The following is a 16,295-nucleotide window of genomic DNA, read 5'->3' as shown; positions in this document are numbered from 1 at the left end:
ACCAAGTCCACAACGCATCGTCTTCGTTTTGAAGTTGTGTCGAGGGGAGTGTTTTTCCAACGCGGCATCGTCTCCACAATTTGCATTCATTTCTCTTCGTTCAGAGCCTTAGAGAGAATCAGCACCTAGCCGGTTCAATTCATCCGGTGCGGATGGGCTCGGCTTCAGAAATCAAGGCGTGGCATTCCAGCCAGGTGGGCACTTGGCAGCGGGAAGCCAGTTTCTGGATAACAGCCTCAGGAACGCGTTCTTCTCGCTTCTTGTTTCGCCGAAACAGATCTTCCAGGTTAGGTTCCAGATAGATGATCTCGATTCGTGCGTCATAGTCAGCAAAGAGATTGAGCCAGCGAGAACGCGTCTGTTGCATTGTGTTGGTTGCATTCAGCGCGAAGGAGGTGCCGCTTCGTAAGAATTCTCGGCAACGCTCTTGGGCAAGCTGAGCTACCTGTCCTTGGTTGTCGGTGGGATGGACATCAATCTCCTCGCGGATGTCATCCAAAGAGACGATTGGTAGTTCACTCCGGTGCCGCGCGAGCCACGTATCTTTGCCAGCACCTGGTAGGCCGCATATTAGGGTTGCCTGGCATTTGAAGTTTTCGTGCGGTGAGTAGTGTTGATTGGGCTGCGGTGAGTGAAAGAACGTGAAGCGGCCATGGTCCGAAGCAAACGCGTAGGGGCGATCGAAGCAGTTGGCCTCTTCCGATGCGACTTTCCAGAAGTGAAGGTTTTCCTCTGGTCGCGTCATCGAATCGGTATCGCGACCGCGTGTATCGGCCAGTGCAAACAAGTAAAGCAGTCGGTTGGTAAGTAGCCACGAGTGACGAATCACTTCGTGCACTGGATCGGGTCTTTCCAAAAGGAAAGCTGGTCGCCCATGGTAGCGAACCATGCGGGCAATCTCTTCTCGCGTTTTCAGGTCACAGGTCAAGTCACGGAGGATGTTTCGGGCGAGGTGTTCGCCTTTGACGGCATGTTTAGGAGACGTGACGCGGCCTGTAATCGAATCGACTGCGGTCGTCAGCGGCTTGGCTATGTCGTGGAACAAGGCCGTGAATTTCAACACGGTTTGATCATGAGAAGACAGGTCGGACCATTGGTCGAGAGATTGTAGCTCGTGCAGTACGAGCTTGGTGTGTGTCCAGACGTCGCCTTCGCTGTGCCACTGCGCATCTTGATCGCAGGCTGCCATCGCCTGACACCACGGTTGGGGCTGGGCCCAGGCGATGAGCTCTTTAATCGATGCTGTTTTGAGCTGCGTCCAGTTCATGACCAAATATCGACGTTGTCGGCCAGTTGATTGGGGACCATTGTCTGATGTTGCCAGTGTGTACTTAGCTTGATCTTTTCGACGAACTCCGGTCGGACGAACTTGGCTCGGCCGGTGACTTGGCCAGCGGCTTCCGTGCGAAGGTAGATGCCTTCCATCAGATTGTCGGCCTGGCCGGAAAGTGGATTGTCAAAATGGCTGTCGTACTGCGAAGGGCCAATCAAGTCGGTGAGTTGCTTTCGCGTAACAGGACCTTGGTGGATGACCGGAACGGTATGAATACCACTTCCTTCAAGAAGCTTGATCCTGGCGGCCAGGTCGAGAAACACGTCTGCCTGTTTGTCGAAAACATCAAACTCGAAGAAGTAGTGCGGTAACTTTCGATAGGCGACCGAGTGCCGCGCGTAGACCCACTCTCCAAAGAGCAGGTATCGGGTCGTCAAACGGGATTCCAATTCATGCCGTTTGACGGTAGCCCACTGTTTGAAAAGATCGTACTGCGGGTGCATTCCTTCGGTGATGAGATGCCCTCGGCACTGCAGAATCAACTGGCCATCCTCAGAAAAGTGAATGCCGACATTCGTGCCATCGATCTTCTCCTCGACGATCAGGGATTCGTCCTGGATAAACGCCAGAGAATCCGCCTCGCCCATATGCTTATCGTCGTCGGTGCCTCGGGAACCGAAGAGATGCGGCGTACGCGGATACTTGGTGAAATTTCCGTGGGAGGTACCCATGATCAGGTTCCTAGGCTTGAGTCAGGCGATCCGCGGATGCTGTTATTGCGCGAAACCGATTCCTGCTTACGAATATAGTGGCTTACTCCCTAAAAGTAGTCGTCCCGATTCGTGCCATCAAAAACGGCCCTTTTTCAAGCAGCATTTTTTGAAGCGTTTCATCGATCCACAAGGACAGAGATCGTTTCGGCCGAGCTTTTCTTCCAGTAGCTTATTGCCGCGAACAATCCTGACTCCCCGTTTAACGTTCGTCTCCGAGGGATAGCCGTGGCGGCGTTTGCTCATGGACTCGAAAGGATGGTTGTTCGTCGAAGTTTTTTCGATTCTTGTGACTCATGGGACACCTTGCCATTTCTTTCAAGAAGTTAATAAAAAAATGACGCTGCCGTCGATGCTACGACAAACATCAGGCAAAAGAGGTTCACCGCCAGGTCAAAATGATTGCAGGAATCATCTGTTCGACCTTCCAAGCAGATCCCAGGGAACGTACACCGGAAGTCGGCTACTTCCGTCCATCGTGGGGGCGTGAATGGACGACGTACCGTGGACTATAATTCAGGCATGAATTTTTGAGGCGGCTTAATTCGATGGCCAAGGGAACTTTGACGATGCGAACGATTGTTTATTTGTTTTTGGTAGCGGCATGTTGGGCAGGTGTCGTTGAAACAGGGGAAGCGCAGATGATCGTGGGGCATCGAGGGGCTTCGTTTGACGCACCGGAAAATACATTGGCTGCATTTCAGGAAGCCTGGAAGCAGAAGGCCGACGCGATCGAAGGTGACTTCTACCTGACGAAGGATGGCCATATCGTTTGCCTGCACGATAAGACCACCGAGCGAACCACAGCCGGAGCTGCCAAGTTGAATCCAGCGGAATCGACCCTCGACCAACTGCGAGACCTGGATGTGGGGGCCTGGAAACATGAAAAGTACGCCGGCGAACGCATTCCGCTGTTAGAGGAAGTGCTGGCGACGGTACCGCAAACAGGAAAGATTCTGATCGAAATCAAGTGCGGCCCCGAAATTGTCGAGCCGCTTCGAGTCGCGCTGGAAAAGACGAGCTTGCAAGCAGAGCAAATCGTGATCATTTGTTTTAACGACGAGGTCGTGAAGCAGTGCCGCGAAAAAATGCCACAGTTTAAAGCGAATTGGTTAACCAGCTACAAGCAGAACAAGCTCACTGGGAAGTGGTCGCCTGATCTTGGTAAGGTCTTGAAGACGCTCGGCAGTACCGGCGCGACGGGACTGGGAACGCAGGGACGGGATGAAGTTGTGACCGCCGAGTTTGTTCGCGAGATTCGCAAAGCTGGCGTCGAGTGCCACGTGTGGACGGTCAACGATCCCGCCCAGGCGAAACGTTATGCCGAACTGGGGTTTGATTCGATCACCACGGATAAGCCGGCTGAGATTCGTAAAGCGACTCTCGGTGGTGAATCGTAACTCACGAAACCTCTAGGACATTGTTGACTCGTTGTGGTTGGGCAGGTCATAGGCAGCATCATGGGATGGCATGACCGCAGGCAGTCGTAATCGGAAAGTGCAGCCGTGTCCTTGGCCATCCGAAACGAGTTCGACCGTACCACCATGGAAGTCGACAATTCTTTTGACAATCGCCAAGCCGATCCCAGTTCCCTCTGAGTCGGGATCAAGTTTGTCAAACAGCTGAAAGATGCGATCCTGGTACTCGAGGGCGACCCCGGGGCCGTTGTCAATCACTTCGACCAAAACGAAATCATCTTCGTCGTGCGCCTTGATCGTAACTTGTGGGTTGGCATCGCGATTGTGCTTGATCCCATTGTCGATCAGGTTCTGCATCAGTTGGCGAATTTGAACGGCGTCGCCATATACGTGCACGTCTTCGATATCGCTGCGGACGGTCGCATTCTGGTTCTCGATTTGCCCTGCCAGCAAAGTGATCGCTTCTGAGATCACTTCATCCAGCGAAATCATGGTACGTGATTTGACATTGCGACCAATGCGCGACAATTCCAAAAGATCATCCAGCAATTGCTTCATGCCATCGGCGGCTGATCCGATGATCGCGAGATCTTCTTCAATCGCGGGCTTGTCATCGCTTTCAATGTCCTCGCCCAGAATTCCCAGGAAGCCTTTGATGGTAATCAGCGGTGATTTGAGGTCGTGCGAAACCGTGTAGGTGAATTGCTTCAGTTCGGTATTGGTGGCTTCGAGGTTGCGGATCAAAGATTCGCGAACCTTTTCTGATTCGATGCGTTCGGTGATGTCCGCCAGGGCGAAAACGGCTCCGGCAAACTCTCTTTCTTCATCGAACAATGGAGCACCATTCGCCGAGACGATGACGTACGATTCTGGATCGAATTGAATTCGATACCGTACATCGTTGACGGGCTTAAGCGTGCTTTTGACCCGCGCAAACGGACGATTTTCGACAGGCAGTGGCTTGCCTGCCATGTCGTAGACTTCCCAAGGAAAGACGTAAATGTTTTTCCCTTGAACCTCTTCACGACCGACTCGCAATGTCTTTTCCAAAGCCGCATTGAGAAACTGAATATTGCCTTCGGTATCGACCACCATCACCGCGGCCACGCTGGTTTCCATCACCTGGTCGAGAAGGGCCTTTTCCCAAACAAGCTGTTGCTGGGCAAGAACTCGATCCGTCGTATTGGTGGCAACACCTAAGATCTGCGTGGGTTTTCCATTGGCATCTTTTTGGAAGATCACCCGATGGAATTCGAACCATGCCCATTGCCCGTTGGCATGTCGCAAGCGGAAGGTATCGACGTGAATTTCAGGCTCACCTTCCTCATACCACTTGTTGGATGCCTGTCGCACGCGGGCAACGTCGTCAGGGTGGATGATCTCGGTATAGAAACGTGGTCCTAGTTCTTCCAGGTGCTCCTTGGTGTGTCCGAGTTCCTTTTCGATGTTTTGATTGATAAATACGATCGATTGCGTGGTGAGGTCAAAAATGTAAATGACGCCAGGAGAAGCATTGATCACCTTTTCCGCAAATTCCTTGGCCTGTTTCGTCTGCTTTTCCGCCGCCTTGCGTAGCGTCGCATCGCGCGCGGAGGACATGACCATGGTTTCGCCCTCGCGTTCGATCAGCGTCAAGCGTATTTCCACCGGAAAGGTACTACCGTCTTTTCGGCGGTGAACTCGCTCGACCAGAGGATGATACCGGCCACCTTCACGAGCCAATTTATTCCACAGGCGTTGCGCATCTTCGAGCTTCCAGTCGGTGTCGATGCGAGAAACCGACATGCCTCGAATCTCGTCTCGCTCATAGCCAAGGCTGCGACAGGCTTCCTGGTTTGCGTCGATAATGATCCCGTTGAGGTCGCGCAAGAAGATCGCATCGGCCGCACCATCGAAAAGACGTCGGAATCGATCCTCGCTCGATTCGATTCTCCGTAGGTGTTCCTCTTGCTGGATGCGAGCCTCGTCGAGTTCGTCAGCCATGTGGTTAAAAGACTCGGCTAGAATGGCGTATTCACCGCGGGCTTTCGCGGAAAAACGAGCCGATTGATCTCCCTTGGCGTATTGACGAAACGTTTGAATGATCTGCTGCAGCGGTCGAAGAGTTCGTTCGCTGAAGAAAAGAGCTAAGATCACGGCGGCTGTAATACCACATGCCACCGCGGTAACTTTCGACCATCCAATACGGTTATAAACGCCTTGGACTTCAATTTCCGGGATCGCAACAATCAGGTCCCAGGAAGTGTCTGGTACTCGCGTTGTAGAGACGAGAAAACGAGTGCCCGTATCATCGACGACGGTTGTGTTGCTAACGTCTAGGTCTTGCTGGCGTACAAATTCTGCCTTACTTGATACCGCGATCATCCGATCCGAGTCGTCGACAAGTGCAAGAAAGCCGCCGCGATTGACTTCCATGCTGCGTACAAAAGCGATCAGCTGGCTATCGAGAATTGCAAGCGCGATTGCCCCCTTCAGCGTTCCGTCTTCGGTCCGTACCGGAGCAATCAGCAAGAGAACATCTTTTCCTTTGCCGCGGCTTTGCAAGATCCGGGTGGTGACCTTATTTCCTTTGAGGACTTCTCCAAAGTACTCGCGGTCGAAGACATTGAACGTAACACCATCGGTACCATGAACCGTTCCGTCTAGCTCATCGTAGTAAATACCTTCGATTCGCTGACGGACTGCCAACTCCTGGATTCTGAGGAAATCGAGAATTTCGGCAACACTTCCGTCTTTTACCAGAGGCGTTGCCGCCAAGGTCTCCAGGAGCGAAAAGTGCTTATCCAGAAAGAACCGAACCTCGTTCCGCTTGGCGTCCAGTTTGGCTTCCAGGGTTTGATCGATCTGTTCCCGAAGCAAACGCTGCGTGATCTGATAATCGAGGATGGTCGAAAGTCCCACCGCGATCAGCGCTGGGATTGCGCCGAGCAGGAAGTATTTACGAAGTAGATTCACAGTGGATTGGCTTCAGCTCCGAGGTAGCAATCGAAGAGGCGAGGTGTTCTCGATTATCGAAAAACCAAAGCGAAGCGTCAAAACCGAAACCGGCATCTGACCTCTAAAATTTGCGAACCGCAGACCCCTTAGCCAACAAGGAGGAGTAAGCAGCAGATAATCAGAGCAATCTGGCTAAGAAATGCGGCAGCAAGGAACCAACGCAGGCACGTTTTGAGTCGCGACGAGGATTGCAGGCTGAGAATTGCCCGACGTCTCTGTTCGAAGCTCGGGTACAACCAGGTTCGCTGGTTCGGCTCGATTCCGGAGAGAAGAGTGAGCTGGGACAAGGCTCGGATCAACACCCGGGCACTACGTCGTCGGCCATGATCGCTTTTGCTGAGCAAATCGACGGCAAAGGAGTCTGCCTGGAACTCCAAGAGTGGGGCAATGAAATGCAGCATCAGCGTCATGTAGACAATCGTTCCCACGATCACAATGCTTTGCGTCAGCATCTGCCAATGCCCCAGTTGCTCTCCCAGGTGTACTAGCGTCATGCCCAGAATGCCGCCGGCGAATACGATGCTCAGCCGAATCGGGACGTGCCATAGGCGAAGATGGCCGATCTCATGCGCGACGATGGCCGCGGCATGCCGAGGCGATAAACGGCTGAGCAAAGCGTCACTTACCAGTACGAAGGAGAAGCCGGGAACACATCCCAGTACAGCCGCATTGCATACGCGATCCCCCGTTTCCCAAACTCGGAGTTTGTCGGCCAATTGATCGTCGACACATGGAAGTGCTCGTTGAAGCTTGCGTTTCTGCACACGCGAGAGCTTGGCAAGCCTAAAAAAAGTCTTTGCTAACAAAGGATACGCAACGACTGCCGCAACTGGGATCAGCAACGACAACCACAGCAGCGAGCCCCAGCCCCATGGGATACTTGCAATCGGAAGTAAGGTAAGGAAGTTCGCTAACAATTCAGTTCTTCAAGAATCAAACGAGACGTTCTGCAAGATCTCAAAGTAATTCGCTTCGTAGCGGATACAATTCCCACGAGCGCAAAGAAAAACCGGCCAGCGAATACGCTATGCCGGTTCTTCTATATGTTCCATCTGTAGCGATTCTATCGCATCCAGGTTGGCATCTCGCCAGCGGCAGGAAGCTCGATCACTTTGCAGGAGGTGATGTTGTCGCTTGTCATGACTTCCTTGACAGCGGCTTCGCCTGGCAGACCGTCCAGGTTCAGGACACCAACGGCACTGCCTGGTGTGGTGCTCGAGCGGCCGACAGCCATTTGAGCGATGTTGACCTGGTGGTTACCAAAGATCGTTCCTACCTTGCCGATGATGCCTGGGACATCGTTGTGAGCAAAGACGAACAGCGTTCCGTCGAGGTAAGCTTCCAGACGCTGACCGTCCAGCAAGATCAAGCGAGGCATGTTGCTGCCAAACAGCGTACCGCCGACCTGGTGCGACTTGCCACCTTCTTCAATCGAGGCCGTGATGCTGCTCGCAAAGCTACCCAGTTCGGTGCTCGTTTCGGTCGAAAGGTCAACGCCACGGTCCAGCAGAAGCATCTCGGAGTTGATGATGTTCGGTTCGTCTTCCAGAGCCTTGGCCAGGAATCCGGCACAGAACGAAGCGGTCAACAGCTTCGTGTTCTTGCTGCTGACTTCACCACGGTAGGTCAGCTTGACCGACTTCACGCCACCGGAATGAACCTGGGCGGCAACCAGGCCCAGACGATAAGCCACGTCCAGGTAACCACGAATGCTTTCCAGGGTCTTGGGATCAAGCGGAGCGACGTTGACCGCGTGACGGATTTCGCCGGTCGACAGGTAATTGACCACCAATTGAACCGCCTCGACGGCGACCTGCGTTTGGGCTTCTTCAGTACTCGCACCCAAGTGAGGCGTCGCGACGACATTCTCCATGCCAAACAGCGGGCTGTCGGTGCATGGCTCTTCGGCATAGACGTCCAAGGCGACACCACCGAGGTGCCCTGACTTGAGGCCTTCGACGAGCGCTTCTTCGTTGTAGATACCACCGCGAGCACAGTTGATCAGGCGAGCACCTGGCTTCAAGGTCTTGATCGACTCTGCGTTGATCATGTCCTTGGTTTCCGGTGTCAGCGGGGTGTGCACCGTCAGGTAATCGATGTGGGGAAGCATGCCCGGGACGGTTTCGGAAAGCTCGATGCCCAGTTCGGCAGCACGTTCTGGGCTGACGAACGGATCGTAGGCGATCACGCGCATCTCGAAAGCCAATGCACGCTTGGCGACTTCCATCCCGATGCGACCGAGACCGACAACCCCCAGGGTCTTGTCGGCCAGCTGCGTACCCATGTACTTCTTACGATCCCAACGACCTTCTACCAGGCTTTGGTTGGCGGCCGGCACGTTTCGCGAGAGAGCCATCATCAAGCAGAAAGCATGTTCGGCGGTGCTGATGGTGTTCCCGGTGGGGGTATTCATCACGACGATGCCATGCCGAGCTGCCGCTTTGGAGTCGATGTTATCAGTACCGACACCGGCACGAGCGATCACCTTCAAGTTGGTGTTGCCTTCGAGAGACTCGGCGGTAATCTTGACGCCGCTGCGGCAGATAGCCCCATCGAACTCGTTGAGGGCACTTCGTAGTTCTTCACCTTTGAGACCGGTGCGAACTTCGTATTCAATCCCAGGGGCCTGATCCAACAGGTCCAGACCTTCCTGAGCGAGCGTATCCAAAACAATGACTTTAGGCATGATGCGTTTCTTTGGCTGAGGGTTTGCCAGCGAAGTTAGGGTAGTGAGGGGTGTTTACTTCTTGAAATCAAGCATGAAGTCGCGAAGCTTTTCGACGCCTTCGACAGGCATCGCGTTATAGATCGAAGCACGCACACCACCAACGCTACGGTGACCGCCCAATTGGGTCAGGCCGATTTCGTTAGCAGCGGCTAGGAACTTCTTGTCTGATTCGTCGTCGCCCAGTTTGAAGGTGACGTTCATCTTCGAGCGAACTTCCGGAACGGCGTGGCCGATGTAGAAGCCGCCGGATTGATCGATGGCGTCGTACAACAGCTGAGCCTTGGCTTCGTTTTGAGCTTGAATCTTTTCCAGGCTGCCGAAGTCTTCCTGCAGCCACTTGCATACAAGACCAAGCAGGTAGATGCCGAACGTGGGTGGCGTGTTCCACATCGAATCGGCTTCGGCGTGATTGCGATAGACCATGTAGCCGGGCAGGTCGCTACTGGCGTGCTCCATCAAGTCTTTGCGAATGATCACGACGGTCACGCCTGCTGGGCCGGCGTTCTTCTGGGCACAGGCATAGATGATGCCATACTTCGAGACGTCGACGGGACGGCTCAGGAAGTCGGACGACAGGTCGGCGACCAGCGGCACGTTACCCACTTCTGGTTCGCTCTGGAACTGAACACCTTGAATGGTTTCGTTCGAGGTGATGTGCACGTAGGCAGCGTCCGACGTCAGTTTCAGATCGCTTTGGCTTGGCAGATTGTTGTAGTTGCTTGGCTTACCATCCCAGGCGACGTTGGTCTTGCCTTCTTTGACGGCTTCTTCCAAGGCCTTTTTGCCCCAGCTACCGGTCAAGACGTAGTCGGCCGTCTTGTCGGTGCCCTTGAGCAGGTTCATCGGGATCATCGAAAACTGCAGCCGCGACCCGCCCTGCAGAAAGAGGACATCGTGGGTGTCGGGAATGTTCAGCAGTGAAACGAGCCGGGCCTTGGCGTCTGCGTGGATGTCCATGTAGGTCTTACCGCGGTGGCTCAGTTCCATGACGGAACTACCAACGCCTGGCAAAGCGACCAAGTCGCGCTGGGCTTCTTCAAGCACAGGAAGGGGCATTACGGCAGGACCGGCAGAGAAATTGAATACGCGTTCTGGCATGACAGTCGGCTCAAAGGAAGATGGTCAACCGATTGGGGCCGCCTGTGTCTTTCGCAAGACATCCCAGACGGAACCGGCAGGTAGCAAGTAAACCCAGATTTTAAGGGGAATTCCTCTTCGATAGAAGCGGCCCCCGCGCGACTGCGAAAGAATTGAATTCGCTGGGCGCAAATCGGGTAGTACAAGAAGGATACAGATGCCCCAAAAGGGTTCAGATCCGTCGATACCGCTGGGTTAGAATGGATCGAAAATGCTCAATCCCCCAGCGTATGCTGCGCGTTAGCACACATTAATACCGTTTGCGGGTATTTGGCTGATTTGCCAATTGCGTGCCGTTGGTGGGTGCCATGGGGACTTCGCTTTGAATTCCCTGGCGTTGCAAGGCGGCAATTCGAGAGCCAACGCCTGCATCGAGATTGTTCAGTTGGTACGACCGCTGGTAGTTAGCCAAGGCTTGGCCGAGTTCTCCGTTCTGTTCACGCAGGCTACCAATCGCCGCCCAGGCACGCGAGTTATTGGCATCGACGGCCAGGGCCTGGTTCAACTGGTTCATGGCGTTTTCTTTATCGCCAAACTCCTGGTAGAGACGAGCCAGTTCGATTTTTGGATCGGCCAACTGTGGCGAGCGCTGTTCCCAGCGTTCCATCAGCGTGAAGGCCTTATCGCTACGTTTTGTATCAACCAGCAGGACGGCCAGCCCACGGTGGCATTCGGTATGATTGGGATTCAGATCCAGGCACTGGTTGTAGAGGGCTTCGGCCTGGTGCAACGTGTTTTGGTCGCCAGACTGTTTACCCATCTGATGGTAAGTTGCCGCCAAGTTGTAATAGGCGTCAGGATTCGTGGGATCGTGCCCCAAAGCTTTCTGAAACTGATTCACCGCGACCTGTGGCTGACCTTCTTCCACCGCGCGGACGCCGGCCACGTTGTAACCCGAAGCGGCCATCTGGCAGCCGGCACTTGCGATCACAAGCGGAGCAACGAGTGTGAAGAGAATCAGTTGTCGGCGAAGAGTCGTTTGTCGATGCACGTCATCAACCCCATAATCCTGTTGTCAGGCGACTTATTTTCATGCGTCGGGGGAGAATAGTGGCGACTTCTTCCTTAATCAAGACGAATTCGCTCAAGAAAAGACCTCGGGAGGCCGAAAAGCCTCCCGAGGTCGCTAGCAACGTTGGTTTGTCGCAGTGGCTGGTGTGCTAGTCTTCGATGGCAGGAACTTCGTCTGAGAAGGCTGGCATTTGTTCTTCGGCTTGTGCTTCTTCAGCCGTTTCCGGCAGTGTGCTACCACCGCGGCTGTAACCCAGGCCGCGAATCACTTCCAGGATTTCGCTACAAGTCGGGAACATGCGACCGCTCGAACGCTTGTACGCGTCCAGAGCTTGCATGAACTCGATTTCGTCGTTGGTGTAGTCGCGCTCGCAAGTAGTCGGATCGATTTGACGGCGACGATTCACCTTGGCCCGACGTTCCATCTTCGGTTCGGCCTCTTCTGGGCCCTTGGCTACTTCGACGGCAACTTCCGGCTTTTTGGTCTTTTCAGCAGCGGCCTTGCTGCGGCGATCGGATCGGCGACGATCCATCACGACTTCTTTCTCTCCGACGCTGCTCTTGGTCGATTTGGTGGACTTCGTCTTGGTCGAAGTCTTGGAAGCAGTCGTCTTGCGGGTCGTCGTTTTTGCTTTGGCCACGTTGGTAAGCTCCGTTGACTTGGATGGTTGGGGAGGATGCGTTGGGAATACTCAACTCATCGGTGTCCCATGTGGGAACTTTGCAACATTCCGTAAAGCTTGCAGGTTGTGCAGGTTGTTCCGATTAGCGGGACCCTCGTGGCTGCGCAAAGACTGCATTAACCCTTCTTCTAGGAGGCCAAGCCCACAAAAAAAGGCCATGCGAATCAGATCGCATGGCCTTGGTAAAGCAAGGTTGAACGTTAGTCGAGATGCTATTCCGCAGGGGGAGCATCCTGGGAAACAGGTTCCGGCTCTGGCTTGGCCGGCATCTTTTTGAGCGTCTCCTTGGCGACCTTCGCGCGGCTGCTTGGGTTCTCGCGGATCTTTTTAAACGCTTCGGCCAGGATGTCAGCGACCTCGGGGTTTTCCTTGCGGACCCCCTCGACGACTGCATCGAACGAGTCTGCCTCACTCGTGATCGGCGCTCCCTGGGAATAGTTTTCCAGGATGGACCGCGCATTGTTCATCGAGGCGGAAGCTTTGAGCGGAATCACACGTTCCTGTTGACTTGACTGAGAGCAGCCAACAAGTGGAAGTGTGCCTAGGCAGGCCGCGACAACAAGCCGCAGACAAAGGGAATTGAGGGAACGTGGACGCATTGCAAATCTCCAGCAACGTAGGGGGAGTCACTCATCAAGGTGAATTGAGTCGAACGTCATGCGAAGATTTACGGTAGTGTCACTACCTGACCGTCGCGTCGGTTCCCCATTCGCTGCCAGGTAAGCAAATCGATGGTTTCAGCTGCAAAGCGAACCGAACCATCCCCCATGGCTGCGTTCACACCGCCAGGATGCATACTACGAGCCCCAATGAACCCTCGTCCCCAGTCATGAGCACCACCGGGACAGCAATTACCGCCTGAAGATGGATAGCGCCAGTTGGGCGGAGTCGCCGTATTCAGGATGGATTGACCATGGGAATACCAAGCCCACAGTGTGCCGTTGTTGCTGCGTTCGCCCGAGGCGCCACTTTCAACCGATTGCCCAATTGCGTCGATTTCGGCCTGGGTGGGGAAGTCCTTGTTAACGATGTTGTTGTACGGTGTGTCATCCCCGGTATAGAGAATGTCAAACGGATATTTGGGCGTACTGCCGTTTCCGTCGCCAGACAGGAATTCTGAAACAAAGATGGTGTTGGAAAGACCGTCAGTCGTATCCGCCATCCGGGTTTCGTCTTTGGTGGTGATCATGCCGTTGCAATTGTTACTCGTACACGAGTGAGCGGTATAAGGCGAACTGCCGGAGCTCCAACCATAGTTGGAACCTGGTCCGCCCCAGCCAATCGTGCTGGCGTCTGGAGCTGGCGGAGCCGAAGGGCACTTGAATGCTTCCAGGGATACGTTCATCGGGCCACTTTGATTGGCTCCCCACGTTCCATTGAGATCGAACTGATCGTAGAGGTTTTCCTGCTCGATGAACGGCAGAAGCTTGTAATTGGCGCTAAACAGATGCCATCCGCTCCAGGAGACTCCCGCGTTGGGGCCGTAGGTGTTTTTAGGGAAGGTGTTGTTCGTATCGTGGAAGTTGTGCATCGCTAAGGCGAGCTGCTTGAGATTGTTCAAGCACTGGCTGCGGCGAGCAGCTTCACGGGCCTGTTGAACGGCCGGGAGAAGCAGGGCGATCAGCACACCAATAATGGCGATGACCACCAGGAGTTCAACAAGAGTGAACCCACGTCGAGACTGCGGAGGCGTGGTGGAGACATACATAGACATTTCTTCCGGAGGGTATGAGGAATAGGAAAAGAATGTAGATGCTGGCAGGTAAAGCAATATTTCCAAGGTAATGGAAAAAATATAAAAAGGATATCCCACGGTAGGTGGGGTATTTTCCCGTTATATCTAGCTAACGACGGGATTTTGCTCAGCAGTGGGCAAAAGAGGGCTCGACTCTTGCTCTTGAGTCGGCGCGGCCGGTTCGATGGCCGTTTCATGTAGGACCGAGAAAGCATTGCTCAACGATCGCGTCCCAGGCAGAAAGCCGCGCGTGAGCGTATCGATCAGAGGCGCAGCTTCCTCGTAAGCAGAGAACTGATCATCGATAGGGTTCAGATCGGTAGCGACACGATTAATCGACTTGAGGGCAAGGTCGGTCCGGCTCACCATACTGCGAGCCAATGGCTCGAACGAAGCCGTGGCAAATCTCGTGAAGTCCGTTTCCCGGGAAGCAATTTGAACTGCCGGAGAAAGCTGGGGGAGGGGACTCGGCTGAACATCGACTGGCTGCGGAATGGTTACCAAGGTCTGTGGGGACGGTGCGGTAACCGAATCGGTTTGCGAGAAGATACCCGGGACTGCGGCAATCAGCGTCAAGCACAAGGCCAAGCCCATGGCAATCGCTGGCATGGAAAGCTCTTTCCACGCGCTACTTGCATCCTGGGACGCAGGGGAGACCATGTTCGATGAAACGTCCGCTGGAGAAGCGGATTTGAGTCCAGCGAAGAGTGCCTGATAGGTGAATAAGAGTTCTTCACACTCAGCCTGATCGGCTTCACATACCAGCGGTAACAACGATTCCACCTCGTCGAGGCGGCCTTCGTCGAGCCAGTCTTGCAGCGTGTTTTCAAACTCTTCAAACTTCACGAATCGTTTCCTGATCGTAGCCTGTAGGAACGTTGGGATCTAATCGGCTGTTCTCGCGAGCTGGCTCGCACGGTATTCCTGGGTGACGCCACGACTGGCAAGTCGCTGGACTAGCTCACGGCGAGCTCTATGGACCCAGGTTTTTACGGTTCCCAGCGGACAATCCATCTGCTCGGCGATCTCGCCATAACTTAGCTGGTGATCGTGGAACAGAAGAAATGCCCTGCGGTATTCTTCTCGGACGTGGGAAAGGGCCAACTGAACCTCTTCGGCTAACAGTTCGCCACGGGTATCGACCCCTCGATGGTCTTCGACATGATCCTGCGTCTCGCAAGCGATCGGTCGACGATTTCTTTGGGCCAGGTGGGTCCGGCAGCGGTTGCCGGCAATGGTCATGATCCAAGGTTCGATCGGACGACTTCGATCCCATCGATGGAGATTCCGGAACACGCGCAGGAAGGTCTCCTGGGCCATATCCTCGGCCTCGTGGTGTTCCCCCACCATCCGATAGCACAGCAGGTATACCTGATTTCGAAATCGACGCACGAACTCAGAGACTGCGCTCTGGTTCCCTTCCATGCATTGGTCGACTAGCAGGCTGAAATTCGTCAAAGGACCGCTCCTGGACTGATCACATCCACTCTGCATACTTATACCCACGACTGGAATAGACGGTTTCGCGGAATTAGAGAAAGTGAGCGAGATTGACCAGTTATTCCCAGCTTAGCGGGTAATCTTGGGGGCTGCGAGCGAGAATTGTCCGTTTTGCCAGTTCAGCCGTAGATAACCTACAAAAAAAGCCACTCAGTACTGAGTGGCTTAAGTGGTTTGTAACGAAGCGTTTACATTAGCGCGGAAGCGGGCTTTAACGACGGTTATCCATCAGTCGACGAATCGCGTCGTTGGCAGCCGATTGGCTATCCTTGGAGCCAGCATTCTCGACCTGAGGCAATTTGCCATAGGCCTTCTTCTTCGACCCAAACATGCCCAGTAGGCCAGTCTTGGTCTTGCCATCCTTTGTGTCGCCATTGGCCGCTTCTTCCTCTTCCAACTCACGGAGTTCGTCGAGAGAAACGGTACGCGTTTCGTCCACGCGGAACTGACGCGTTTCCGGATTATCCATCCGCATCTGGCGTTCTTCTTCGTCGGCTTCTTCCAGCCAGCTTGCGACATCGTTGCCAATACCGCTCGCTTCTGCCACGCGACTGGCAGCTTCTTTCACACTGCTAACCTTCGAGCGTTTGGCCGCACCCAAGGTGTGGTCAATCAGAATCAGAAAGTCGAGTGGTCCTACGCGGAGCTCGTCTCCCATCTTCAACTCGATGGTGCCCTCGACGCGTTCGCCGTTAACGTAAGTCCCGTTCTTGCTTCCGAAGTCTTCCAGAAACAGCTTGGAATCACGTACCGCGAGTGCGCAGTGCTTGCGACTAACCATGTCGCTTTTAGGCTTAAGGTGACATCCATCACCTCGACCGATGACGAAGTTGTCGACGGGGAGCTTGAACTCCTTGCCGGCACTTGGTCCTCGGATCACTTGTAGCATGACTTGCATATTTAAATCCTTCCTGTGCAACGGCTAATCCCACCTTTGAGAAACTCAAATAATGGCGGTTAAAAGGATTGGTATCGGGATTCACCGAGCCGACCGAAGGGGTCAATCTGTTCCGATGCAATCAGCGCGCCGAGAGCGAAGACAA

15 protein-coding genes are annotated in these 16,295 nt (G+C 54.2%); 1 reads left to right on the top strand and 14 read right to left on the bottom strand.

What is annotated here, in order from left to right; all coding sequences use genetic code 11:
* Positions 1–139 precede the first annotated feature (139 nt).
* The 3 genes from PSR63_RS05520 to PSR63_RS05510 all read right to left on the bottom strand — a co-directional run bounded on the left by PSR63_RS05520 (position 140) and on the right by PSR63_RS05510 (position 2,289).
* A complete protein-coding gene (locus tag PSR63_RS05520; RefSeq protein WP_274331439.1) occupies positions 140–1,267 on the bottom strand; it encodes an AAA family ATPase in 1,128 nt (375 codons plus the stop codon).
* Positions 1,264–2,004: an RNA ligase family protein gene (locus PSR63_RS05515; RefSeq protein ID WP_274331437.1), complete on the bottom strand. Its 741-nt coding sequence runs from the start codon at positions 2,002–2,004 to the stop codon at positions 1,264–1,266. The genes PSR63_RS05520 and PSR63_RS05515 overlap by 4 nt, the downstream gene beginning before the upstream one ends.
* Before the next feature lie 117 nt (positions 2,005–2,121).
* The gene (locus tag PSR63_RS05510; protein ID WP_274331435.1) at positions 2,122–2,289 is read right to left on the bottom strand and encodes an SEC-C metal-binding domain-containing protein; all 168 of its coding nucleotides are present in this window, start codon (positions 2,287–2,289) and stop codon (positions 2,122–2,124) included.
* Positions 2,290–2,612: 323 nt separating this feature from the next.
* Between PSR63_RS05510 and PSR63_RS05505 the strand changes: the two genes are divergently transcribed.
* On the top strand, positions 2,613–3,443 hold the full coding sequence (locus PSR63_RS05505; RefSeq protein ID WP_274331433.1) for a glycerophosphodiester phosphodiesterase: 831 nt from the start codon (positions 2,613–2,615) through the stop codon (positions 3,441–3,443).
* A gap of 12 nt (positions 3,444–3,455) precedes the next feature.
* On the opposite strand, the gene PSR63_RS05500 is transcribed toward PSR63_RS05505, so the two are convergent.
* The 11 genes from PSR63_RS05500 to PSR63_RS05450 form a co-directional block, all read right to left on the bottom strand.
* Positions 3,456–6,416, bottom strand: coding sequence for a PAS domain S-box protein (locus PSR63_RS05500; RefSeq protein WP_274331431.1), 2,961 nt, complete (start codon positions 6,414–6,416; stop codon positions 3,456–3,458).
* 128 nt (positions 6,417–6,544) lie between these two features.
* Positions 6,545–7,222 carry a M48 family metalloprotease gene (locus PSR63_RS05495; RefSeq protein WP_274331429.1) on the bottom strand — a complete coding sequence of 226 codons (678 nt, stop codon included), beginning with the start codon at positions 7,220–7,222 and terminating at the stop codon, positions 6,545–6,547.
* Positions 7,223–7,521: 299 nt separating this feature from the next.
* Positions 7,522–9,144, bottom strand: a complete 1,623-nt coding sequence (serA, locus tag PSR63_RS05490; protein ID WP_274331428.1) for a phosphoglycerate dehydrogenase — start codon at positions 9,142–9,144, stop codon at positions 7,522–7,524.
* Positions 9,145–9,198: 54 nt separating this feature from the next.
* Positions 9,199–10,284: a 3-phosphoserine/phosphohydroxythreonine transaminase gene (serC, locus tag PSR63_RS05485; protein ID WP_274331426.1), complete on the bottom strand. Its 1,086-nt coding sequence runs from the start codon at positions 10,282–10,284 to the stop codon at positions 9,199–9,201.
* Between the two features lie 289 nt (positions 10,285–10,573).
* Positions 10,574–11,314: a tetratricopeptide repeat protein gene (locus tag PSR63_RS05480; RefSeq protein WP_274331425.1), complete on the bottom strand. Its 741-nt coding sequence runs from the start codon at positions 11,312–11,314 to the stop codon at positions 10,574–10,576.
* Positions 11,315–11,483: 169 nt separating this feature from the next.
* Positions 11,484–11,975: a hypothetical protein gene (locus PSR63_RS05475; protein ID WP_274331424.1), complete on the bottom strand. Its 492-nt coding sequence runs from the start codon at positions 11,973–11,975 to the stop codon at positions 11,484–11,486.
* A 254-nt stretch (positions 11,976–12,229) separates the two neighbouring features.
* The gene (locus PSR63_RS05470; RefSeq protein WP_274331423.1) at positions 12,230–12,616 is read right to left on the bottom strand and encodes a hypothetical protein; all 387 of its coding nucleotides are present in this window, start codon (positions 12,614–12,616) and stop codon (positions 12,230–12,232) included.
* A gap of 68 nt (positions 12,617–12,684) precedes the next feature.
* Positions 12,685–13,725 (bottom strand): DUF1559 domain-containing protein, encoded by a 1,041-nt coding sequence (locus tag PSR63_RS05465; RefSeq protein ID WP_274331422.1) that lies wholly within the window; start codon positions 13,723–13,725, stop codon positions 12,685–12,687.
* A 132-nt stretch (positions 13,726–13,857) separates the two neighbouring features.
* Positions 13,858–14,598, bottom strand: coding sequence for a hypothetical protein (locus PSR63_RS05460; RefSeq protein ID WP_274331420.1), 741 nt, complete (start codon positions 14,596–14,598; stop codon positions 13,858–13,860).
* Between the two features lie 39 nt (positions 14,599–14,637).
* Positions 14,638–15,210: an RNA polymerase sigma factor gene (locus PSR63_RS05455; RefSeq protein ID WP_274331418.1), complete on the bottom strand. Its 573-nt coding sequence runs from the start codon at positions 15,208–15,210 to the stop codon at positions 14,638–14,640.
* 253 nt (positions 15,211–15,463) lie between these two features.
* The gene (locus tag PSR63_RS05450; RefSeq protein WP_274331416.1) at positions 15,464–16,150 is read right to left on the bottom strand and encodes an FHA domain-containing protein; all 687 of its coding nucleotides are present in this window, start codon (positions 16,148–16,150) and stop codon (positions 15,464–15,466) included.
* Positions 16,151–16,295: the final 145 nt, after the last annotated feature.

The organism is Bremerella sp. P1, from assembly GCF_028748185.1.
In the GTDB taxonomy this organism is placed as follows: Bacteria; Planctomycetota; Planctomycetia; order Pirellulales; family Pirellulaceae; genus Bremerella.
This window is presented reverse-complemented; position numbering and strand designations above follow the sequence as displayed.